The sequence below is a fragment of the Streptomyces sp. NPDC002838 genome (genome assembly GCF_040295365.1).
Lineage (GTDB): Bacteria > Actinomycetota > Actinomycetes > Streptomycetales > Streptomycetaceae > Streptomyces.
This window is the reverse complement of sequence record NZ_JBEOVF010000001.1, coordinates 1-22,766: the sequence shown is the minus strand read 5'-3', so window position 1 is coordinate 22,766 and position 22,766 is coordinate 1. Positions and strand designations below refer to the sequence as shown.

The window sequence follows — 22,766 nt, the reverse complement described above, 5'->3', positions numbered from 1 at the left end:
GTTTCCCCTGGCGTGAACGGTTCATCGCGAGAGTGACACCTGTCGAGTGATCCACTCGCGTCGAACCGCACAGGGGGTTCCTTTGAGATCCAACCGCGCCAAGATGCGCGCCGGGGTCGGCGTGGCAGCGACACTGCCCGTGCTCGCCGGTGCGCTGGCCCTTGGCATACCCGTGGCGCACGCCGCCGACCACCCGGTCCGGGACCTGCTCGCCGGCACCAAACCCGCGTGGGCCACGGCCAAGGCGGACAAGGGCACGGCCTCCGACGGCGCCCAGGTCTCCGCCCGCGTCTACCTCGCCGGCCGGGACGCGGCCGGCCTCGCCCGGTACGCCAAGGCGGTGTCCGACCCGTCCTCGGCCTCGTACGGCGAGTACCTGAGCGCGAAGCAGGCGCAGGCCCGCTTCGGCGCGACGAAGGCGCAGGTCGCCGCGGTACGGGCCTGGCTGACCTCGGCCGGCCTGAAGGTCACCGGGGTCACGCGGCACTACGTCTCCGTCTCCGGTGACGTGGCCGCCGCCGAGCAGGCCTTCGGCACCCAGCTGCACAACTACGCCAAGGGCGCCGAGACCTACCGCGCCCCGTCCAGGACCGCCTCCGCGCCGGAGAACCTGAACGGCGCCGTCCTGACCGTCACCGGCCTGGACAACGCCCCGCACAAGGCGAGCCACGACGACCGACTGCCGCCGCCGGACACGGTGTTCAAGAACGCCGGGCCGTTCTCGTCGTACTACGGCTCGAACGTCGCCACCACACTGCCGGACGCCTACGGCGGGAAGATCCCGTACGCCGTCGAGGGCTACACGGGCAAGCAGCTGCGGGCCGCGTACGGCGCGGGCTCGTACACGGGCAAGGGGGTGCGGGTCGCCATCACCGACGCGTACGCCTCGCCGACCATCGCCTACGACGCGGCCACCTACGCGAAGAAGCACGGCGACGCGGCCTATGCCGGCGGGCAGCTGCGCCAGGTGCTGCCCGAGAAGTACGCCCACACCAAGGAGTGCTCGGCCTCGGGCTGGTACGGCGAGGAGACCCTCGACGTGGAGGCCGTGCACGCGGTCGCGCCGGCCGCGGACATCACGTACGTCGGCGCCGCCTCCTGCAACGACGACGACCTGCTCGACTCGCTCGGCAGCATCGTCGACAACCACCTGGCCGACATCGTCTCCAACTCGTGGGGCGACATCGAGGCCAACCAGACGCCGGACCTGGCGGCCGCCTACGACCAGGTCTTCCAGTTCGGCGCGGTCGAGGGCATCGGCTTCTACTTCTCCTCCGGCGACGACGGCGACGAGGTCGCGAACACCGGGACCAAGCAGGTCGACACCCCGGCCGACTCGGCCTGGGTGACCGCGGTCGGCGGCACCTCGCTGGCCGTCGGCAAGGACGACACGTACCTGTGGGAGACCGGCTGGGGCACCGAGAAGGCCGACCTGTCGGCCGACGGCAAGAGCTGGGTGGACTTCCCCGGCGCGTTCACCTCGGGCGCGGGCGGTGGCACCAGCAGGACGGTCGCCGAGCCCTCGTACCAGAAGGGCGTCGTCCCGGACTCGCTCGCCCAGGCCTACAGCGCCGCCGGCAACCGCGTCGTCCCGGACATCGCGGCGATCGCCGACCCGAACACCGGCTTCAAGGTCGGTCAGACGCAGACCTTCCCGGACGGGTCGCAGCAGTACAGCGAGTACCGCATCGGCGGCACCTCGCTGGCCGCTCCGGTGATCGCGGCCGTCCAGGCCCTCGCGCAGCAGGCGCGCGGCGGCAAGGCGATCGGGTTCGCCGACCCGGCGATCTACGCGAAGTACGGCTCGAAGGCGTACCACGACGTCACGGACGACCCGACGGGCTCCGGACTCGCCGTGGCACGCGTCGACTACGCCAACAGCTTCGACGCGTCCGGGGGCCTGCTCACCTCCGTCCGCACCCTCGGCCAGGACAGCTCACTGAAGGCCGTGAAGGGCTACGACGACGTCACCGGCGTGGGTACGCCCGCGGGCGGTTACGTGGAGTCGTACCGCCGGCGCTGACAACGGTCCGGCACGGTGCGCCGGCTTCCCGACGGCGTTCGTCGGGGAGCGGGCGCTCTCGTGCGCGCGCCCTTTGCCGGAGCCGGTGGCGGCGGGCGAGGGCGAAGGCCAGGTTGCTCGTCGCGGCGGCGGTGAAGGCGACGGCGATCAGCGGCCAGTTGCTCATGGGTCCCCCAGGTGCGGTGTTCCGGGGTCAGTCGTAGTGCAGGGGGTGGGCGGGCCGTCCGGGTTCGAGCGGAACGGCGACGGTTTCGGGCGGGTTGTGCTAGGCGTCCTCGGGCACGCGCGCGTGGGGTGGCCCACACTCCGCGCCACCCCATCGCGTCGTACTGACGATTACACTGGGCCCGTGCCTCAACTACGTCTCGCCCTGAACCAGATCGACTCACGCGTCGGTGACCTCGCCGGGAACACCGAGACGATCCTCCGCTGGACCCGGCACTCAGCCGAGCAGGGAGCGCACCTCGTGGCGTTCCCGGAGATGGCGCTGACCGGGTATCCCGTGGAGGACCTGGCCCTGCGCTCGTCCTTCGTGGAGGCGTCCCGCGTGGCCCTGCGCGGCCTCGCCGGCCGGCTCGCCGACGAGGGCTTCGGGGAGCTGCCGGTGATCGTCGGCTACCTCGACCGCTCGGAGACCGCCCAGCCGAGGTTCGGCCAGCCGCCCGGCGCGCCGCGGAACGCGGCGGCGGTGCTGTACGGCGGTGAGGTGGTCCTGGCCTTCGCCAAGCACCACCTGCCCAACTACGGCGTCTTCGACGAGTTCCGCTACTTCGTGCCCGGCGACACCATGCCGGTGGTGCGGGTGCACGGCGTCGACGTGGCTCTGGCCATCTGCGAGGACCTCTGGCAGGACGGCGGCCGGGTCCCGGCCGCGCGCTCCGCCGAGGCCGGGCTGCTGCTCTCCGTCAACGCCTCGCCGTACGAGCGCGACAAGGACGACACCCGCCTGGAACTGGTCCGCAAGCGGGCCCAGGAGGCCGGCTGCACCACCGCCTACCTCGCCATGATCGGCGGGCAGGACGAGCTGGTCTTCGACGGCGACTCGATCGTGGTCGACCGCGACGGCGAGGTGCTCGCGCGGGCGCCGCAGTTCGCGGAGGGGTGTGTGGTCCTGGACCTGGACCTGCCCGCTGCCTCGGCGAACGCACCGACCGGTGTCGTGGACGACGGTCTGCGTATCGACCGGGTGGTGCTCTCCGAGGAGCCGCTCCCGGCCTACGAGCCGGAGCTGACCGGCGGCTACGCCGACCGCCTCGACGACGACGAGGAGGTCTACTCGGCGCTGGTCGTGGGCCTGCGGGCGTACGTCACCAAGAACGGCTTCAAGTCGGTCCTGATCGGCCTGTCGGGCGGTATCGACTCGGCGCTGGTCGCGGCGATCGCGTGCGACGCGGTGGGCGCGCGGAACGTGTACGGCGTGTCGATGCCGTCGAAGTACTCCTCCGAGCACTCGAAGGGAGACGCGGCGGAGCTGGCCCGTCGTACGGGGCTGAACTTCCGCACGGTGCCGATCGAGCCGATGTTCGATGCGTACATGGGGTCGGTGGGCCTGACCGGGCTGGCGGAGGAGAACCTCCAGTCCCGCCTCCGCGGCACACTCCTGATGGCGATCTCCAACCAGGAGGGCCACATCGTGCTCGCGCCCGGCAACAAGTCGGAGCTGGCGGTGGGGTACTCGACGCTGTACGGCGACTCGGTGGGCGCGTACGGGCCCATCAAGGACGTGTACAAGACGTGGATCTTCCGGCTGGCGAACTGGCGCAACAAGGCGGCGCGGGAGCGGGGCCAGACCCCGCCGATCCCGGAGAACTCGATCACCAAGCCACCGAGCGCGGAACTGCGGCCGGGGCAGGTCGACACGGACTCGCTGCCGGACTATCCGGTGCTGGACGCGATCCTCGAGCTGTACGTCGACCGGGACAAGGGCGCTGACGAGATCGTCGCGGCCGGTTACGACCATGAGCTGGTCACGAAGACGCTGCGCATGGTGGACACGGCGGAGTACAAGCGGCGGCAGTATCCGCCGGGTACGAAGATCTCGGCGAAGGGGTTCGGCAAGGACCGGCGGCTGCCGATCACGAACGGGTGGCGGGAGTCGGTGTGACGGGGCTTTGCCGGGCCGTGCCCGACGAGCGTCGCTGATGAACTCGTCGGCAACTGAGACGGCGTCGTCAACGTAGACGGTTGACCAGAGCGAACGCATCCTCGGTCTTGGGGTGGGTCTTGCCCAGTTGGGTCTGCAGGATCTGTGCACCCCGGCGCGCGAGGTCCGCCGCGGTCGGGTCGTTCAACGTGTGCAGGACTCGTGCCTTGAACAGCAGGACGTACCCGATGTACAGGTGGTCCGGCGCGTATCTGGCCTCGCGGATCCGCAGCGCCCGCGAGATCAGCGGCACGGCCGTGGCGTGGTCGCCGAGGTCAACGTGGACGTTCGCCAGGGCTATCAGGTCGAAGCTCACGTACGGGTCGTCCGGCCCGTACGCCGCCTCGTCGATCTGCAGCGCCCGCTCGGCCAGTGGCCGCGCCGCCCGGTGTTCACCGAGAAGGCACAGTATCCGCGCGAGCGTGGCCAGGTCCGTCGCGATGGCGGGACTGTCCGCCGGCAGGCTGGACTCGTGCAGGCGCAGCGCGCGCTCCGCCAGCGGGCGTGCCCTCTCCGACGCGCCGAGGTCCTTGTGGATCTGCGCCAGGGTGATCAGGTCGAAGCCGGCCTCCGCATCCCGGCCCTCGAGCGACTCGTCGATCGCGAGGGCACGTTCACACAGGGGCAGCGCCAGCGAGGGATCCCCGATCCGGAGGAGGAACTCCGACGCCAGCCTCAGCAGCACCGCCGTCTCCGCGGCGCACTCGGCCGGTGGATCGTCCTTGGTCACCGCAATGACGTGCGGGAGCAGTTCCTGCCACCGCGGCCCGGCATCCGGGTCACCGTGGATGTCGTGCGGCACAGTCGCGAGCAGCGCACGACACAGCTGGACCCGAGCGTCAGTGTGCACCTCGTCCGGCATCGCGGCCCGGATGGCGGCCTGAACCAGCCGGTGCAGCACCAGGGACGCGTCCCCGCGCCTCGCGAGCCCCAGACCAGCCAGGGCGCCGACCGTCGTGTCCCACGCCAGCGGGTCGGCTGCGGCTCCGTTCAGCATCTCGGGGCTGCCGGTGAACAGGTCCAGCGGGATCGGCTCCGGCGCCAGCAGGGCACACAGCTCCAGCAGCCTCACCGCCTGGGGCTGGTCCGTCTCCAGCCTTCGCACACTGAGCTGCCACAGCGTCGCGACCACCACCGCAGGCCGGTCGGCCAGCTCGCCCCGCGCGATCATGTCCTCCAGCCGCGTCGTCAGCAGCGTCAGGTACTCCTCGGGCGCTGTGTGGTTGTAGCCCATGTACCCGGCCGCCTGCTCCAACGCCAGGGGCAGGTCCCCCAGTTGCTCGGCGATCCGGTCCGCCACCGCCGCGGTGATGCCGGGCACCCGCCGGACCAGCAGCTCCACCGACTCTCGCCTGGTGAACACATCCAGGTCGATGACGCCGCCTCTGCTCGACCAGCCACTCACCCTGGTCGTGACGATGACATGGCCGTTGCTCGCCAGGCCGCCCGACGGCAGCGCGTGCGTGAGCGTGCCCGGTTTCTCTCCGTTGTCGAAGATGATCAGCCAGGGCCTGCGGTCCAGCAACTTGCCGTACACCCGTGGGATGACCTGGTCGGAGCTCACGTCCGCCAGCCCCAGCTCCCTGGCCAGCGACACGAACTGCGACGCCACCAGATCGGATTGCTCGGCGTCCACGAACGCGACGAACCGGTACTTCGACATGTACCGGTAGGCGTACTCGACCGCGAGCTGAGTCTTGCCGACGCCACCCAGCCCGTGCACGACCAGCATCGCGACGTCGTTCCCCGAGGTGAGGCGCTTCCGCAACTCCCGCAGCGTGGCGTCGCGGCCGGTGAAGTTGGTGTTGCGCGGCGGCAGCCGGTACGCCACGGGCGCGAGCGGGTCCTGCACACGGTCCCGGCGCGGCCCCTGCGTACGGTCGCGGCGCGGCGCCTGCCACAGCCCGATCAACGACATGGGTATCAGGATCAGGAGCACCACCCACGGGTGGACACGCACAAAGTCGAGCGGCCCCGGCCAGCGGCTCTGCCCAGACGCCGCGTTGAAGGCAAGACTGCCGACGAACAGCACGAGCAACCCGGCCACCGCGCTGGCCAGCGTTCGCCACATGGCTCCCTCTTCGGTACGACGGCGACCGCGACGATCAACAGCCGGCGTGATCTTATCCCAGGAGCGGCACCGCCCGAGGGGAATCGACCAACGTCAGCGGGCCGGCGGCATCGGGTACGACGCTGACCAAAGAGACTGCCGCTCTCGCCCGCGGCTTTCAACGTGAACACTGTCAGCAACCGCAACCCTCGACGCCACGGCCAACCGTGCACGAGGTCGTAAGTGGATTTGATGCAGATATTCGACGCTGCCAAGTCGATCGTGTGAGGTCGCTCCGGGCCGACGTCACTTCCTGCGGAACAAGCGGCAGGAGTGGGAGGAGTACCGGTCCGAGGTGACCGGTTCGAGCTGTCGTTGGCCCCATGGTGTCTCACTGGCGCTGGGCCTCTCCGGGCCGTCCAGCGGCGGAGCGATAGCGTGGCGATCATGGTGGACTGGGGTATTCGGCCGGCGTCGGTGTCGGACGTCGCGGCAGTGGCAGAGCTGCGTGCCGTGGTGCTGCGGGCGGATCTGGAACGGCTCGGGCGGTATGACGAGGAGCGCGTGCGGCAGCGGCTGCGGGACGGGTTCGAACCGGCGCACACCTGGGTCATCGAGGTTGGCGGCGCGTTCGCCGGCTGCGTGGCGCTGCGCCGGGCCGAGGACGCTCACTGGCTGGAGCACTTCTACCTGGCCCCGCATCTTCAGGGCAGCGGTATCGGTTCGGGCGTGCTGCGCGAGCTGCTGGAGCGGTGTGATCGCAGTGGCGTCCCTGTCCGGTTGAACGTGCTGCAGGGCAGTCCGGCCCGACGGCTGTACGAGCGGCACGGGTTCACAGTCGAGACCGAGGATGCGGTGGACGTGTTCATGGTGCGCAAGCCGGCGGCCTGTGTCCCGACTGGCAATTGATCACGTCGGGGTGCGCGGAGCCAGAGAATGAGTGAGGCGAGGTGGAGTCCGGCGCGGTAGCGGGCGACCAGTTGCGTGGCCGCCCTGCCCGCCACCGCCGGGGGCGCTAATGGGCTGGCGGCGGGGCCGCAGCTACCGCCGACGGTACAAGGGTGCCGGGAAGGTCTGGGTCGCCACCCTCGTGCACAGCTGCGTGCAGATAAACAGTCGTGCCTGCCAGGGAGGCCCCAGGAATGTCGTACGTCGTGTACGGCTCGTCGTCCCGGATCGGCCGGTCGCAGCGTCCGCAGAACCTCACGACAGATCCCCGTTCCTTTACTCCTCGTAGAGCCGGTCGGCGATCGTGCACTTGGACGTGGCTTCGCCGGCCTCGTTCACGCCTCGGCAGGTCCCACACCCCGAGCAGTGGTACAGCATTCGCACGTATGGGGCCAACTCCCGATCCTCCCAGGCGACATGCTCGTCGCCGTCTGAGCACCGATTCCTCAGAGCCACGTAGTGGTTGCACAAGGCGTTCAGAGAACGTGCCAGACCTCGGGCATGGGCGGCGTCCATCGGTACCCGTACGTCGTTTCCGCTCGTAGCCTGAGCCGCGCCTCGCCGACGCGGACGATGGCGCAGCCGCGGGGGTCGTCGTCGTGCGGCAGTCGGCGGGTGAGCTCTTCCACCTCGGGAGCGATCAGTTCAGAGGTGCGGGGGCAGCGGCGCTCAAGCGCCTGAGGAAACGGCGCGGGCTGTCGCCGGCCGGCCTCGCCCGGGCGCTCGTCGCGCTCGCCGAGGATCTGCATCAGCCTTCTCTTCCCTCGCTCGCCAGCGTCCAGCGGTCCGTCGCGCGCTGGGAGTCGACCAAGCCCGTGATGCCGGACGAGCGGTACCAGTTGCTGCTCGCCCACCTGTACGCCCGGACCCCAGCAGGGGAACTCCAGCTCGGCGTCGGAAGCGACTTCGCCGAGTATCTGCACGTGCTCGGCCTGCTCGGGGAGAGCGAACGGCGGACAGCGGAGCTGCGTACCTTCGTCCTGCGTGCCGCGACCGACGTCGGCGGCGGGATGCTCGCATTGCTCGCTCCCGGAACGCAGGCCGGCCTCGCCGCCGCCCTTGCGGACCCGTCGCAGACGGACGAACTCACCATCAGCGGGCTCTCCTCGGTCGTCTCGGATGTCAACGCCCAGGTCGGAAGTCTGCCGATGACGCGCCTCCGGCTCCTGCTTTCTCCCGCAGTCGATGCCGCGCGGCGCTTGCTTGCGGGGCCCGTTCCCGAGCCGCTCCTGCCTCGGCTGCGGGAGGCTGCCGTATCCGCGTTCATGCTGGCCGGGCGGTTGGCGTTCGAGACCCGGGACGACACCGTCTCCCATGCCCTGTACGCGGACGCCACCCGGCACGCAAGGCTGTTGGCGCAGCCATGGCTGCAGGCCGGCGTCCACATGAGCCACGCCCTCGTCACCCTCTATTCCGCACAGAGGCTCGTCGAAGCGCGGCGTCTCGTCGACCAGGCGGTCCATGTGGCGCGGACCGGAGAGAGCTCGCTGGTGCGGGCCCGCGCACATGCCCTGCAAGCGGAGTTCGCGGCCCGGGCCGGGCACGACCAACAGGCACAGACCGCATTGGGCCTCGCCTGGTACGACATCGAGGTGGGCCGTGCCGATGAGCCCGCCCCGACCGGCTGCTCGAGCGCACACCTCCGGGGTTTCGAGGGCGTGTGCGAGCTGTACGTCGGCGACTCGGCAGCGGCGCACGACCGGTTCGAGCGATCCGCGGAGGTGCTGTCGGCGCCTCGCGAGCAGGTCCAGCGGGCGATCGTCACCACCGATCAGGCGCTCGCCCGGATCCGGCTCGGCGAGCCGCGCGCCGCGGCGGAGCTGCTGCACCAGTGCGTGGCTGCGGCGTCCACCACGGGCGGGCGAGTGCCTGCGCTACGCCTGCGGCAGGCTCGGCGGGAGCTGCGGCCGTGGCGGCGGGAGGATTGGGTGGCCGACCTGGACGACCACCTGATGGACGCGCTGGGTGGCTGACCTTGCCGGTTGGACGGTGCCGTACCGAGAACCTGCCGTCGGCCTTGTCCCGTTACGGCACCACCGGCTTCGCCGTGGCCGCGATGATTCCCTCCAGGAAGTCCTGCCCCGGCTCCTCCCAGTACGGCAGCTCCGGGACCTTGCGGATGAGTTCGAACGCCTCGTCGATCAGATCGCGGTGGATCGCGGGGCCGTGGCAGGACGCCGCGGTGTCGATGTCGAGGTCCTGGACGCGGTCCACGTGCTTGTTGAACTTCCCGGCGTCCAGCCACAGATGCCATGGGTGGTTCAGCCGGTTGCCCAGGAGCATGCCTTCGCGCCAGGCCGTCCGGTCCAGGTCGGCGGCGTTCTCGGCGGGGTGGGGGAGGGCTGTGGCGAAGGTGTCGGCCGCCCAGTAGACCCGCGTCGTGGGGTCGAACAGCCCGCGCGTGGTCGGGTTGTCGAAGAACGGCGGCCTGATCGCGAGGAGCGTGCGGTCCCCGGCGGTGAAGCTCTCGCCGTCGCGCACCCAGCGGGAGCGGTTGAACGGCATCCAGAACTCCTCGGTGTCGATGGCGTAGCGGGCCATCGAGAACCAGGTCGTGACCAGGGTGGCGTTCGGGCAGGTGGCCATGACCTCGCGGACGTTACCCGCGTGGTCGTGGTCGTCGTGGGTCAGGAAGACCCACCGCACGTCAGCCGGATCGACGAGGTTCCAGGCGTGATCCAGCCACTGCTGCCGGTTCGACGGCGCACCGGTGTCGACGAGCACGGGCTCGCTGCCGGTGATGACCATGGAGTTGACGTAGAACATCCCGACCGGCGGCGCCTCCAGCAGCTGCGGGATGACATAGGTCTCGGGTGCGACCCGGTACGGCTCGACCTTCGGCTCAAAGATTCCTTCGGCGGTGGTCATGGCCCCGCCTCCTCGTTTCGTCCTTCACTCCATCCTGCGCACGTCATGGGCGCAGGCACCACCGCACAGTGCCGGGGGCCTCCCGCGCATGGTTCAACAAGGCCCCCGGTAGGCGGTGACCGCCTCCCGTGCCGCCGACACCTTCTCGGTGAGCAGGCCGTCGACGGCATCAGCGGCCGGCGCGTCGGTGGCCAGCTCCCTTTTCGCCTCGGCCGCCGCCAGGACGACCGTGCGCAGGTCGTCGTTCAAGTTGGCCGGTACCTGGTCCAGCAGCTGGGTGCCCGTCAACGCCATGGCATTGACGGAAGTGATCACGCCGTCCCGCTTCTTTGGCGTTTCGCCGGTCGCGAGGTCGAAGGCTGCCAGGTCGAAGACCGGGCCGGCAGCTGCGGAGAACGTATTCAGGCGAAGGCAGAAGTCGGCCCGCGACTCGGCGGAGGCCGAGGCCGAGGCGGAGGAGGCGGCGGCCGAGGAGGGCGGCGCGGAGGGCGAGCGGGCCGGGGACGAGGAGACGCGTGGTCCAGACGCCGACTCCTGGGAGGTGCCGCAGGCGGAGACGGCCACGGCGGCCGCGAGGATCGCGGTACACAGCAACGGTGTGCTTCGCATGCCCGGCAGAGTAAGGGCCCACCTCGGGGACCGGTCCCGGCACTGCCCCGCCACTCCGGCGCCTGCCGTACCCGGGACCGGCCTCCGGTCCCGGCTACCCCTGCCGAGCCGCCAAGTCCGCCAGCAGCTGGTGCAGCGGCTCCGTGGCCCGGCGACGGTATTCCTGGACCGCCCAGCCGTTGCCGTCCGGGTCCTTGAAGTACATGAAGGTCGCGCCGTCCTGCGGAGCGAACTGCTGCGGCTCGCTGATGTCGAGGCCGCGCCCGGTCAGCTCCTCGTAGGCCGCCTTCGCGTCCGTGACGACCAGCTGCAGTCCGTGGTACGTCCCCGGCCGCGGCATCCCCGTCGGGACCTCCAGCCCGTCGGCGATGGCGATGGAACAGCCGGAGCCGGGCGGGGTCAGCTGCACGATCCGCACCCCCGGCATCACCTCGTCGTCGAGATCCACATGGAAACCGACCTTGTCCCGGTAGAACTCCTTGGCCCGGTCCACGTCGGAGACCGGCAGCAACACCACTTCGAGGCTCATGTCCATGCGTGACTCCCTCGTCGAGCTCGAGCTCGAGGTCGGATGCCAGACGTCAGAACCGCCACCGCGTCTGGCTGAACGGCTCCCCTTTACCGAAGCCGAAAACCGTGCGCGGCGCCACCGCATAGACGACGGCGTGCCCCGAGCCGTGGTGGAAATACCCCTCCCGTACCTCGAAGCGCCAGAAATCGCCGTACTTCGCCTCCCACCCGGCGGCCAGCTCGCGCAGCCTCCCGTTGTCCGACACGCGCACCGCCTCGCCCTCGACCACCAGGTCGTAGCCCTTGTCCCAGATGTTGGTGCCGGTCGTCAGCACGACGTGCGGATTGTGCGCGAGGTTCTTCGCCTTGCGCTCCTCGGGGCCCGTGCAGAAGTGCAGCGCGCCGTGCGCCCAGACCGCCGGCAGCGGTGTCACATGCGGCCGTCCGTCCGGCCGTACCGTCGAGATCCAGAACAGCTCGGCCGAGGCCATCAGCGCCTCGGCGTCGGCCCAGGGGATCGGTGTGGCCGCCTCGTCGCTGTAGCGCGCGTCCAGGCGGGTCTCGGGTTCCTTTTCGCTCATCGGTCGTCCTCCATGCCTCTGTAACCCCGCGTTCCCATGCCTTCCCGGTCCAGACTCTCCGCGCCCGCGGAACTCATCGCCACCCGACCCGGCGCTTCCCACCAGCTCTCCGGTTAGGCTCGGGCGCGTACGACCTTGATCGGACGGGAGGCCGGGGATGACGGCGCCGGGGCGCAGAAGCAGTACCTTCACGCGACTGCTGCGGCACGGTTTCACCGATCCCTCCGCCGCCGAGCGCCTGCTCGACAGCGCGGAGCTCGCGCCGCTGAGGAACGACCCGATCCTGCTCGACGCGCTGGGCGCGACCGCCGACCCGGACCTCGCCCTGCACGGTCTCGTACGGCTGCTGGAGGCCCAGTCCGGCCACACCGCCCGCCGTGAACTGCTCGACACGGTGATAGCGGCCAAGCCGCTGCGTGACCGGCTGCTCGGCGTCCTCGGCGCCTCCGCCGCGCTCGCCGACCACCTCGCCCGGCGCCCCGGCGACTGGCACGCGCTGGTCATGTACGAACCGAGCGACCTCCACCCCGGGGTGGAGGAGTTCGAGCGGGGCCTGGCGGAGGCCACCGACCCGGTCTCCCTGCGCGTCGCCTACCGGCGCTGCCTGCTGTCCATCGCCGCCCGCGACGTGTGCGGCACCACCGACCTCGCCGAGACCGCCGCCGAACTCGCCGACCTCGCCACCGCCACCCTGCGCGCCGCGCTCGCCATTGCCCGCGCCGCCGCGCCCGAGGACGCCGCGCTGTGCCGGCTGGCCGTCATCGCGATGGGCAAGTGCGGCGGCCACGAGCTCAACTACGTCTCCGATGTCGATGTGATCTTCGTGGGGGAGGCCGTCGACGGGGCCGACGAGGGCAAGGCCCTGCGGTCGGCCACCAGGCTCGCCTCGCACATGATGCGCATCTGCTCGGAGACGACCGTCGAGGGATCGATCTGGCCGGTGGACGCCAATCTGCGCCCCGAGGGCAGAAACGGTCCGCTGGTGCGCACGCTCAGCAGTCACCTCGCCTACTACCAGCGCTGGGCCAAGACCTGGGAGTTCCAGGCGCTGCTCAAGGCCCGCCCGGTGGCCGGCGACGCCGAACTCGGCGAGGAGTACGTCGCAGCCCTCGAACCCCTCGTCTGGAAGGCCGCCGAGCGCGAGAACTTCGTCCCCGACGTGCAGAAGATGCGGCGGAGGGTGGTCGAGAACATCCCGGTCGCGGAGATCGACCGCGAACTGAAGCTCGGCCCGGGCGGCCTTAGGGACGTCGAATTCGCCGTACAGCTCCTCCAGCTGGTGCACGGTCGCGCCGACGCCTCCCTCCGCAGCGGCACCACCCTCAACGCCCTCCAGGCCCTCGCCGCCGGCGGCTACGTCGGCCGCGGCGACGCCGTCCAGCTCGACGACGCCTACCGCTTCCTGCGCTCCATGGAGCACCGCATCCAGCTCTACCGGCTGCGCCGCACCCACCTCGTCCCCGAGGACGAGGCCGATCTGCGCCGCCTCGGCCGCTCCCTCGGCCTGCGCGCCGACCCGGTGGCCGAGCTGACCCGCGAGTGGAAACGGCACACCAGCGTCGTACGACGGCTGCACGAGAAGCTCTTCTACCGGCCACTGCTCGACGCCGTCGCCCAACTCGCCCCCGGGGAGGCCCGGCTGAGCCCCGAGGCGGCCCGGGAACGGCTGGTCGCGCTCGGGTACGCGGACCCGGCGGCGGCCCTGCGGCACCTGGAGGCACTGGCCTCCGGCATCACCCGCAAGGCCGCGATCCAGCGGACGCTGCTGCCGGTCCTCCTCGGCTGGTTCGCGGACTCCGCCGACCCGGACGCCGGACTGCTCAACTTCCGCAAGGTGTCGGACGCGCTGGGCAAGACCCCCTGGTACCTGCGGCTCCTGCGGGACGAGGGCGCCGCGGCCGAGAACCTGGCCCGCGTGCTGTCCGCCGGACGGCTCGCCCCCGACCTGCTGATGCGCGCGCCCGAGGCGGTGGCGCTCCTCGGCGACGGCGACGGGGGCGGCCTCGAACCCCGCGGCCGGGCCCACCTGGAGCAGGAGATCCTCGCCGCGGTCGGCCGCGCGGACGGCGCGGTGCAGGCGGTCACGGCCGCGCGCGGTGTCCGCCGCCGCGAGCTGTTCCGTACGGCCGCCGCGGACATCGTCGGCTCCTACGGCACCGAGGCCCAGCCCGTCGAGGCCGACCGGGGCGCGCTCACGGACCGGGTCGGCGGCGCGGTGTCCGACCTGACGGCCGCCACCCTCGCGGGCACCCTGCGTGCCGTGGTCCGGGACGGCTGGGGGGAGACGCTGCCCACCCGGTTCGCGATCATCGGCATGGGACGTTTCGGCGGGCACGAGCTGGGCTACGGCTCCGACGCCGACGTACTGTTCGTGCACGAGCCGCGCGACGGAGTCGACGAACGTCAGGCCTCCGAGGCGGCCAACAAGGTCGTCTCCGAGATGCGCCGCCTGCTCCAGATCCCCAGCTCCGACCCGCCGCTGCTCATCGACGCGGACCTGCGGCCGGAGGGCAAGTCAGGGCCGCTCGTCCGGACGCTGAAGTCGTACGAGGCCTACTATCGCCGCTGGTCGCTGGTGTGGGAGTCGCAGGCGCTGCTGCGGGCCGAGCCGGTCGCCGGGGACGAGGAGCTCGGCCGGCGCTTCGTCGAGCTGATCGCCCCGCTCCGCTACCCGGAGGCGGGCCTCGGCGACGACGCCGTACGCGAGATCCGCCGTCTGAAGGCCCGCATGGAGGTCGAACGCCTGCCGCGCGGCGCCGACCCGAAGCTGCACACCAAGCTCGGGCCCGGCGGGCTGTCCGACGTCGAGTGGACGGTCCAGCTGCTCCAGATGCGACACGGGTCGGACGTGGCCGGTCTGCGCACGACCCGCACCCGGACCGCCCTCGCCGCCGCCCGCGCGGCCGGCCTCCTCTCGGACGAGGACGCCGGGATCCTCGACGAGGCATGGGTGCTGGCGACGCGGGTGCGCAACGCGGTGATGCTGGTGCGGGGACGGGCCGCGGACACGTTCCCGTCGGAGGCGCGGGAGCTTGGCGCGGTGGGGCGGTACCTGGGGTACGGCCCGGGGCATGTGGGAGACATGCTGGACGACTACCGGCGTACGGCGCGGCGGGCGCGGGGCGTGGTGGAGGAACTGTTCTACGGGGGCTGACGGCGCGCGGCTGACGGCAGTGCGCCCGGCTCCAGCCGCTCCCGCTCAGCCCGCCCGCGACGGCGCGGGCAGCCGCGCCCCGCTCGCCCCCCGAGCCGCCACCAGGCGCGGCAGCGCATACGGCAGGGTGCCGTACCAGACCCACGCCACCGTGAAGCCGAAGGCGAGGCACGCGATGCCGCCCACCGCGTCCAGCCAGAAGTGGTTGGCGGTGGCGACGATGACCACCAGCGTGGCCGTCGGGTAGAGCAGCCCCAGCACCCGCACCCATGGCACGGACGCCAGCGCGAAGATCGTCAGCCCGCACCACAGGGACCAGCCGATGTGCATCGACGGCATCGCGGCGTACTGGTTCGACATGTTCTTCAGGTCGCCGGAGGCCATCGAACCCCACGTCTGGTGGACCATGACCGTGTCGATGAAGCCGCCGCCGTTCATCAGGCGGGGCGGCGCCAGCGGATACAGGTAGTAACCGACGAGGGCGACGCCCGTCGTCGCGAACAGCACCATGCGGGTCGCCGCGTACCGGCCGGGATGGCTGCGGTAGAGCCACACGAGCACACCGAGCGTCACCACGAAATGCAGTGTCGCGTAGTAGTAGTTCATGCCGATGATGAGCCAGGTCACCGAGTTCACGGCGTGGTTGACCGACTCCTCGACGGCGATACCGAGGTGGTGCTCGACCTTCCAGATCCAGTCGGCGTTGCGCAGTGCCTCGGACTTCTGCTCCGGGACCGCGTTGCGGATCAGTGAGTACGTCCAGTAACTCACCGCGATCAGCAGGATCTCGAACCACAGACGAGGGCGGCGCGGGGTGCGCAGTCGCTGTATGCCCCCCTGCCGCGGCTGTCCGGTCTCGGCCGTGACGGGGTGCGGAACGGCCTCTTCGAGGCCTTCCTGCGGCGTCACGGTCGTCTCACCCATAGGCACAGAGTCTGCCAGAAAAGCCCTACCCGACCGATCATCCTCCGGTCGGGTCCGGACCGCACCTCCTACGCCCGGAAGACCCCCGCAACCTACTACCAGCGCACTGCGGAAAGAGCGAATTCTCCGCCTTGAGGACGACTTGGTCGCCCTAGGGGTTACCTCAGCTTGATCGCCCCAAGAGCCACGTCAGCGTCCCACGTCCTGATGGCGAACCCGGTCCCCGGGCGCCGAAGCCGTGGAGCCGCGCACCACCAGCTCCGGCATGAACACGAACTCGCTGTGCGGCGCGGGCGTCCCGCCGATCTCCTCCAGCAGCGTGCGGACCGCCGCCTGGCCCATCGCCGGGACCGGCTTGCGGATCGTCGTCAGCGGCGGGTCGGTGAAGGCGATCAAGGGGGAGTCGTCGAAGCCCACCACCGAGATGTCCTTCGGGACCTGAAGACCCCGCTGCCGGGCCGCCCGTATCGCGCCCAGCGCCATCATGTCGCTGGCGCACACCACCGCCGTACAGGAACGGTCGATCAGCGCGGTGGCCGCCGCCTGGCCGCCCTCCAGGGTGTACAGGGAGTGCTGGACGAGCTCCGCCTCGATGGCGTCCGGGCTCAGGCCCAACTGGTCCTGCATGGTGCGCACGAAGCCCTCGATCTTGCGCTGCACGGGCACGAAACGCTTGGGGCCCAGTGCCAGACCGATCTTTGTGTGCCCCAGCGACACCAGGTGCGTGACCGCCAGCGTCATCGCCGCCCGGTCGTCGGGGGAGATGAACGGCGCCTGCACCTTCGGCGAGAAGCCGTCCACGAGCACGAACGGCACGCCCTGCGCGCGCAGCTGCTCATAGCGCTGCATGTCGGCTGAGGTGTCCGCGTGCAGACCGGAGACGAAGATGATGCCGGCCACACCCCGGTCGACGAGCATCTCGGTGAGCTCGTCCTCCGTGGAGCCGCCCGGGGTCTGTGTGGCCAGGACGGGCGTGTAGCCCTGCCTGGTCAGCGCCTGGCCGATGACCTGGGCCAGGGCCGGGAATATCGGGTTCTCCAGCTCCGGGGTGATCAGGCCCACCAGACCCTCGCTGCGCTGCCGCAGACGCACCGGGCGCTCGTAGCCCAGCACGTCGAGGGCGGCCAGCACGGACTGGCGGGTGGTGGCGGCGACGCCCGGCTTCCCGTTGAGGACGCGGCTGACGGTCGCTTCGCTCACCCCCGCCTGAGCAGCGATGTCGGCAAGCCGTGTGGTCACAGGGTGGGACTGTACCGGCCAGGTGTTGCCTTGCACACCAATCCGGCGCCCTGGGCGACCTGTTGACCGGCCCGGTCCGGGCTGCTGGGTCATCGCGCTCCCTCGTGAAAGTGATGGCAAGAGCTTGCAGAGTCTTGCACAGGCCGTCCCTCCCGCTCTACGACCGTAAATAAGCGTCTCACGACGGTCGCCGTCGGGTCACGCACGAATAACTTCGAAGATCTCTTGCATTTTTTTGCTGCAAGGACTTTCGCAAGCCTTACATCGCTGTTACGTTCACGTCGCCCGGCGGCGGCCCCCACTCTCGAATTCGCTCGAGCGGGAGGGGCCCCCATCGGCGCGGTCGGCACCCAGGCAGGAGCGGCAGACGGGGTCGCTTCCTCCCGGCACACGGGCTTTCACCCTCAAGGAGAACTCATGCGGCGTGGCATAGCGGCCACCGCGCTGGTGGCGTCCCTCGCCCTCGCGGCGACGGCCTGCGGCGGAAGTGACAGCGGCGACTCGGCCGACGGTCCGGTCACCCTCACCTGGTGGGACACCTCCAACGCCACGAACGAGGCGCCGACGTACCAGGCCTTGATCAAGGACTTCGAGGCCGCCAACAAGGACATCAAGGTCAAGTACGTCAACGTCCCCTTCGACCAGGCGGAGAACAAGTTCGACACCGCCGCGGGCTCCAAGGGCGCCCCGGACATCCTGCGCTCCGAGGTCGGCTGGACCCCCGCCTTCGCCAAGAAGAGCTACTTCCTGCCGCTGGACGGCACCGAGGCCCTCGCCGAGCAGGACAAGTTCCAGCCCAGCCTGATCGAGCAGGCCAAGTACGAGGGCAAGACCTACGGCGTCCCCTTCACCACGGACACCCTCGCCCTCGTCTACAACAAGGCCCTGTTCCAGAAGGCCGGCGTCGAGGCCCCCAAGACCTGGGACGACCTGAAGAAGGCCGCCGCCACGATCAAGGACAAGACCGGCGTCGACGGCTACTGGGGCTCCACCCAGGCCTACTACGCGCAGACGTTCCTCTACGGCGAGGGCACCGACACCGTCGACGCTGCCGCCAAGAAGGTCACCGTCGCCTCGGCCCCCGCCAAGAAGGGCTACGAGACCTGGCTGAGCCTGTTCGACGGCAAGGGCCTGCACAAGGCCGACACCACCGCAGACGCCTACGCCCACATCCAGGAGGCGTTCGTCAGCGGCAAGGTCGCCTCGATCATCCAGGGCCCGTGGGAGATCACGAACTTCTACAAGGGCTCGGCCTTCAAGGACAAGACCAACCTGGGCATCGCCACCGTCCCGGCCGGCTCCACCGGCAAGGCGGGCGCCCCGACCGGCGGCCACAACCTGTCGGTGTACGCGGGCTCCGACTCCGCGCACCAGAAGGCGGCGCTGAAGTTCGTCAACTTCATGACCTCGGCGAAGTCCCAGGAGACCATCGCCCTGAAGAACTCCACGCTGCCGACCCGCGACGACGCCTACACCGCCGAGGTCAAGGCCGACCCGGGCATCGCCGGCTTCCAGGGCGTCCTGCCCGCCGCCCAGCCGCGCCCGGCGCTGCCCGAGTACAGCTCCCTGTGGGGCCCGCTGGACATCGAGCTGCCGCAGATCGCCGGTGGCAAGGAGTCCCTGGACGAGGGCCTGGGCAAGGCCGAGACCGCGATCGCCAAGCTGGTCCCGGACTTCGCCAAGTGAACCCGAGTGGCCGTCGGATCTCCCATGAAATGGGGGGAGAGATCCGGCGGCCACCGGCCTGCGCACGGCCCACCCCCTGATCCGCAGACCTTCGAGAAGGTTGTCGAACCATGACAGTCGCCATCGACCGTGCGACCGGCAAGCGCCGCGGTGACCGCGCGCCGAAACCCGGGCTGGGCCGGCGCATCAAGCACGGCTACCAGAGACACTGGTACGCCTACGCGATGATCGCCCCGGTGACGATCGTCCTGGGCGTCCTCGTGCTCTACCCCCTGGCGTACGGCTTCTACCTCACGCTCACCGACGCCAACAGTCTCAACTCCGCGCGCACCATCGGCGTCAACGAGATCGAGGCCACCTACAAGTTCATCGGCCTCGACAACTACGCCGACATCCTGTGGGGCGAGACGGCCTACGACCGCTTCTGGTCGCACTTCGTCTGGACGGTCGTCTGGACGGCGCTCTGCGTCACCCTGCACTGCACGATCGGCCTCGGTCTCGCCCTGCTGCTCAACCAGAAGCTGCGCGGCCGCACCTTCTACCGGATGATCCTGATCCTGCCGTGGGCCGTGCCGACCTTCGTCACCGTCTTCGGCTGGCGGTTCATGCTCGCCGACGGCGGCATCATCAACTCCTTCCTGGAGACGCTCCACCTGCCCACACCGCAGTGGCTGGAGGACACCTTCTGGCAGCGGTTCACCGCGATCATGGTCAACACCTGGTGCGGTGTGCCGTTCATGATGCTGTCGCTGCTCGGGGGCCTGCAGTCGATCGACTCCTCGCTGTACGAGGCAGCCGAGATGGACGGCGCCACCGCCTGGCAGCGCTTCCGGTACGTCACCCTGCCCGGCCTGAGCTCCGTCAGCTCCACCGTCGTCCTGCTCGGCGTCATCTGGACCTTCAACCAGTTCACCATCATCTTCCTGCTGTTCGGCAACACCGCCCCGGACGCCCAGATCCTCGTCACCTGGGCGTACTACCTCGGCTTCGGACAGCAGCCGCGTGACTTCGCGCAGTCGGCGGCCTACGGCATCCTGCTGCTGGCCATCCTGATCGTCTTCACCTCCTTCTACCGCCGCTGGCTGAACCGCAATGAGCAGCAGCTCGCGATCTGAGGCAGGAGTTCCCATGAGTACGACCACTGTCGAGACCTCCGCCGAGGCGACCGGGCGGGACTCCACGGCCACCCCGCCGCGCAAGGTCCGCCGCCGCGGCGAGAGCACCCCCGCCGCCCGCCTCGCCTCCCACGGCATCCTGATCGTCGCGAGCCTGATCGCCCTCTTCCCGGTCGCCTGGCTGGTCTTCCTGTCCCTCGGCCCGGACAAGGACGACTACCTGCACCCAGGCGGTATCTGGGGCAAGATGACGTTCGACAACTACACGTTCGTCCTGCGGGAGACGAAGTTCTTCGACTGGCTGCAGTCCACGCTGACCGTCAGCCTGGGCACCACGGCCATCGGTGTGATCATCTCCGCCACCACCGGCTACGCGGTCTCGCGCATGCGCTTTCCCGGCTACAAGAAGTTCATGTGGATACTCCTGGTCACCCAGATGTTCCCGGTAGCCGTACTCGTGGTGCCGATATACCAGATCCTGTCGGATCTTCAGCTCATCGACAGCTACCTTGGCCTCATCCTCGTGTACTGCACGACCACCGTTCCGTACTGCGCATGGCTGATGAAGGGCTATTTCGACACCATCCCGTTCGAGATCGACGAGGCCGGACGCGTCGACGGGCTGACCCCCTTCGGCACGTTCGCGCGGCTGATCCTGCCGCTCGCCAAGCCGGGCCTGGCGGTCGCCGCGTTCTACAGCTTCCTCACGGCCTTCGGTGAGGTCGCCTTCGCGTCGACGTTCATGCTGTCCGACACGAAGTACACCTTCGCCGTCGGTCTGCAGACCTTCGTCAGCGAGCACGACGCCCAGCGCAACCTCATGGCCGCCACCGCGGTGCTGGTCGCGATACCAGTCTCCGCGTTCTTCTACTTCGTGCAGAAGAACCTGGTGACCGGACTCACGGCGGGTGGCACGAAGGGCTGAGTTGCGCAAAACGACAGTCTCCCGCGCGCCTGCCGCGCGGGTGGCGGTCGCGGTGTCCTCCGACCCCGCTGACACCGCGGCCGCCTCATCACCCGCTTGCCATACGAAAAGCTCAATGACCCGAACCCCTCCCCACTCTCGACTGCGCTCGAGCGGGGGGACCCCCATCGCACCAAGGACGCCATGAGCCAGCAGCACTCCGCCGACTCGGCCCCGAGCTCCGCCATCGCCACCGTCGCCAAGCGCCGCGACTGGTGGCGGGACGCGGTGATCTACCAGGTCTATCCGCGCAGCTTCGCCGACAGCAACGGCGACGGCATGGGGGACCTGGAGGGCATCCGTACCCGCCTCCCGTACCTGCGCGACCTCGGCGTGGACGCCGTGTGGCTCAGCCCCTTCTACGCCTCGCCGCAGGCCGACGCCGGCTACGACGTCGCCGACTACCGGGCGGTGGACCCCATGTTCGGCAACCTGCTCGACGCCGACGCCCTCATCCGCGACGCCCACGAGCTGGGCCTGAGGATCATCGTCGACCTGGTCCCCAACCACTCCTCCGACCAGCACGAGTGGTTCAAGCGGGCGGTCGCCGAAGGCCCCGGCTCCCCGCTGCGGGACCGGTACCACTTCCGCCCCGGCAAGGGCAGGAACGGCGAACTGCCGCCCAACGACTGGGAGTCGATCTTCGGCGGCCCCGCCTGGACCAGGGTGCCGGACGGCGAGTGGTACCTCCACCTCTTCGCCCCCGAGCAGCCCGACTTCAACTGGGAACACCCGGCCGTCGGCGACGAGTTCCGCTCCATCCTGCGCTTCTGGCTGGACATGGGCGTCGACGGCTTCCGCATCGACGTGGCCCACGGCCTGGTGAAGGCGGAGGGCCTGCCGGACCTCGGAGCCCACGACCAGGTGAAGCTGCTGGGCAACGATGTCATGCCGTTCTTCGACCAGGACGGCGTGCACGCGATCTACCGGCAGTGGCGCCGAATCCTCGACGAGTACGCGGGTGAGCGCATCTTCGTCGCCGAGGCATGGACCCCGACGATCGAACGCACCGCGAACTACGTGCGCCCCGACGAGCTGCACCAGGCATTCAACTTCCAGTACTTGAGCACCCATTGGGACGCCGAGGAGATGCGCGAGGTCATCGACCGCACCCTGGAGGCCATGCGCCCCGTCGGCGCCCCCGCCACCTGGGTGCTGTCCAACCACGACGTCACCCGCCACGCCACCCGCTTCGCCAACCCGCCCGGCCTCGGCACCCAGATCCGCCTGGCCGGCGACCGCGAGCTGGGCCTGCGGCGAGCGAGAGCCGCCACCCTCCTCATGCTGGCGCTGCCCGGATCGGCGTACGTCTACCAGGGCGAGGAACTCGGCCTCCCGGACGTCGTCGACCTGCCGGACGAGGTGCGCCAGGACCCGGCCTACTTCCGGGGCGCGGGCCAGGACGGCTTCCGCGACGGCTGCCGGGTGCCGATCCCGTGGACGCGCACGGGACCGTCGTACGGCTTCGGCAGTGGAGGCAGCTGGCTGCCGCAGCCGGAGGGCTGGGGCGAGCTGAGCGTCGAGGCACAGACCGGAGTCCCCGGCTCGACCCTGGAGCTGTACCGCACCGCGCTCACCATCCGCCGCGAGCAGCCCGACCTGGGCACGGGCGACGCGGTGCAATGGCTGAAGGCACCCGAGGGCGTCCTCGCCTTCCGCCGCGGGGAATTCGTCTGCGTGGCGAACACCAGCGGCGAGTCGGTGACGACTCCGGCCTACGGCCGCGTGCTGCTCGCCAGCGGTGAAGTGGCCGAGACGGACGGCGAGGCGAAGGTTCCGGCCGACACGACGGTGTGGTGGACGACGGCCTGACGATCCCGCAGGCGGGCTTCGCCCACTCCAGGGGTCTGCCGCCCCGGTGGGGGGGCGACCCCCGAACCGCGCGGCCAGAAGGAAAACAAAGACTGGCGCGGCGACGTAGGCAAAAGACCCGTCAAAGAGCGGCATGCGGA

The 22,766-nt window shown here is 70.1% G+C and carries 16 protein-coding genes; 9 read left to right on the top strand and 7 right to left on the bottom strand.

Annotation, left to right across the window (positions count from 1 at the left end):
* The first annotated feature begins 82 nt into the window (after positions 1 to 82).
* Positions 83 to 2,023, top strand: a complete 1,941-nt coding sequence (locus tag ABT063_RS00080) for a S53 family peptidase (RefSeq protein WP_351054769.1) — start codon at positions 83 to 85, stop codon at positions 2,021 to 2,023.
* 349 nt (positions 2,024 to 2,372) lie between these two features.
* Complete coding sequence (locus tag ABT063_RS00075; RefSeq protein ID WP_351054768.1) at positions 2,373 to 4,127, top strand: NAD+ synthase; 1,755 nt, start codon at positions 2,373 to 2,375, stop codon at positions 4,125 to 4,127.
* Between the two features lie 67 nt (positions 4,128 to 4,194).
* Here ABT063_RS00075 and fxsT read toward each other — a convergent pair whose 3' ends face one another.
* Complete coding sequence (gene fxsT / locus ABT063_RS00070; protein ID WP_351054767.1) at positions 4,195 to 6,237, bottom strand: FxSxx-COOH system tetratricopeptide repeat protein; 2,043 nt, start codon at positions 6,235 to 6,237, stop codon at positions 4,195 to 4,197.
* 426 nt (positions 6,238 to 6,663) lie between these two features.
* Between fxsT and ABT063_RS00065 the strand changes: the two genes are divergently transcribed.
* Together ABT063_RS00065 and ABT063_RS00060 are read left to right on the top strand one after the other, a co-directional pair.
* Positions 6,664 to 7,125, top strand: coding sequence for a GNAT family N-acetyltransferase (locus ABT063_RS00065; RefSeq protein ID WP_351055216.1), 462 nt, complete (start codon positions 6,664 to 6,666; stop codon positions 7,123 to 7,125).
* Between the two features lie 638 nt (positions 7,126 to 7,763).
* Positions 7,764 to 9,137 carry an NsdA family TPR-like regulatory protein gene (locus tag ABT063_RS00060; RefSeq protein WP_351054766.1) on the top strand — a complete coding sequence of 458 codons (1,374 nt, stop codon included), beginning with the start codon at positions 7,764 to 7,766 and terminating at the stop codon, positions 9,135 to 9,137.
* A gap of 52 nt (positions 9,138 to 9,189) precedes the next feature.
* Here the strand turns inward: ABT063_RS00060 and ABT063_RS00055 are convergent, their stop codons facing one another.
* The 4 genes from ABT063_RS00055 to ABT063_RS00040 all read right to left on the bottom strand — a co-directional run bounded on the left by ABT063_RS00055 (position 9,190) and on the right by ABT063_RS00040 (position 11,732).
* Complete coding sequence (locus ABT063_RS00055) at positions 9,190 to 10,032, bottom strand: MBL fold metallo-hydrolase (RefSeq protein WP_351054765.1); 843 nt, start codon at positions 10,030 to 10,032, stop codon at positions 9,190 to 9,192.
* Between the two features lie 93 nt (positions 10,033 to 10,125).
* The gene (locus ABT063_RS00050; RefSeq protein ID WP_351054764.1) at positions 10,126 to 10,641 is read right to left on the bottom strand and encodes a hypothetical protein; all 516 of its coding nucleotides are present in this window, start codon (positions 10,639 to 10,641) and stop codon (positions 10,126 to 10,128) included.
* Positions 10,642 to 10,735: 94 nt separating this feature from the next.
* A complete protein-coding gene (locus ABT063_RS00045; protein ID WP_351054763.1) occupies positions 10,736 to 11,176 on the bottom strand; it encodes a VOC family protein in 441 nt (146 codons plus the stop codon).
* 46 nt (positions 11,177 to 11,222) lie between these two features.
* On the bottom strand, positions 11,223 to 11,732 hold the full coding sequence (locus ABT063_RS00040) for a pyridoxamine 5'-phosphate oxidase family protein (RefSeq protein WP_351054762.1): 510 nt from the start codon (positions 11,730 to 11,732) through the stop codon (positions 11,223 to 11,225).
* A gap of 157 nt (positions 11,733 to 11,889) precedes the next feature.
* On the opposite strand from ABT063_RS00040, the gene ABT063_RS00035 reads away from it, so the two are divergent.
* Positions 11,890 to 14,886, top strand: a complete 2,997-nt coding sequence (locus ABT063_RS00035) for a bifunctional [glutamine synthetase] adenylyltransferase/[glutamine synthetase]-adenylyl-L-tyrosine phosphorylase (protein WP_351054761.1) — start codon at positions 11,890 to 11,892, stop codon at positions 14,884 to 14,886.
* 45 nt (positions 14,887 to 14,931) lie between these two features.
* Here ABT063_RS00035 and ABT063_RS00030 read toward each other — a convergent pair whose 3' ends face one another.
* Together ABT063_RS00030 and ABT063_RS00025 are read right to left on the bottom strand one after the other, a co-directional pair.
* Positions 14,932 to 15,810, bottom strand: a complete 879-nt coding sequence (locus ABT063_RS00030) for a phosphatase PAP2 family protein (protein WP_351054760.1) — start codon at positions 15,808 to 15,810, stop codon at positions 14,932 to 14,934.
* Between the two features lie 189 nt (positions 15,811 to 15,999).
* Positions 16,000 to 17,049 carry a LacI family DNA-binding transcriptional regulator gene (locus tag ABT063_RS00025; protein WP_351054759.1) on the bottom strand — a complete coding sequence of 350 codons (1,050 nt, stop codon included), beginning with the start codon at positions 17,047 to 17,049 and terminating at the stop codon, positions 16,000 to 16,002.
* A 417-nt stretch (positions 17,050 to 17,466) separates the two neighbouring features.
* Here ABT063_RS00025 and ABT063_RS00020 point away from each other — a divergent pair, with 417 nt between their 5' ends.
* From ABT063_RS00020 to ABT063_RS00005, 4 genes are all read left to right on the top strand, one after another.
* Positions 17,467 to 18,735 carry an extracellular solute-binding protein gene (locus tag ABT063_RS00020; RefSeq protein ID WP_351054758.1) on the top strand — a complete coding sequence of 423 codons (1,269 nt, stop codon included), beginning with the start codon at positions 17,467 to 17,469 and terminating at the stop codon, positions 18,733 to 18,735.
* A 110-nt stretch (positions 18,736 to 18,845) separates the two neighbouring features.
* The gene (locus tag ABT063_RS00015) at positions 18,846 to 19,850 is read left to right on the top strand and encodes a carbohydrate ABC transporter permease (protein ID WP_351054757.1); all 1,005 of its coding nucleotides are present in this window, start codon (positions 18,846 to 18,848) and stop codon (positions 19,848 to 19,850) included.
* A gap of 13 nt (positions 19,851 to 19,863) precedes the next feature.
* Positions 19,864 to 20,775 carry a sugar ABC transporter permease gene (locus ABT063_RS00010; RefSeq protein ID WP_351054756.1) on the top strand — a complete coding sequence of 304 codons (912 nt, stop codon included), beginning with the start codon at positions 19,864 to 19,866 and terminating at the stop codon, positions 20,773 to 20,775.
* A 183-nt stretch (positions 20,776 to 20,958) separates the two neighbouring features.
* Positions 20,959 to 22,626 (top strand): glycoside hydrolase family 13 protein, encoded by a 1,668-nt coding sequence (locus ABT063_RS00005; protein WP_351054755.1) that lies wholly within the window; start codon positions 20,959 to 20,961, stop codon positions 22,624 to 22,626.
* Positions 22,627 to 22,766 lie beyond the last annotated feature (140 nt).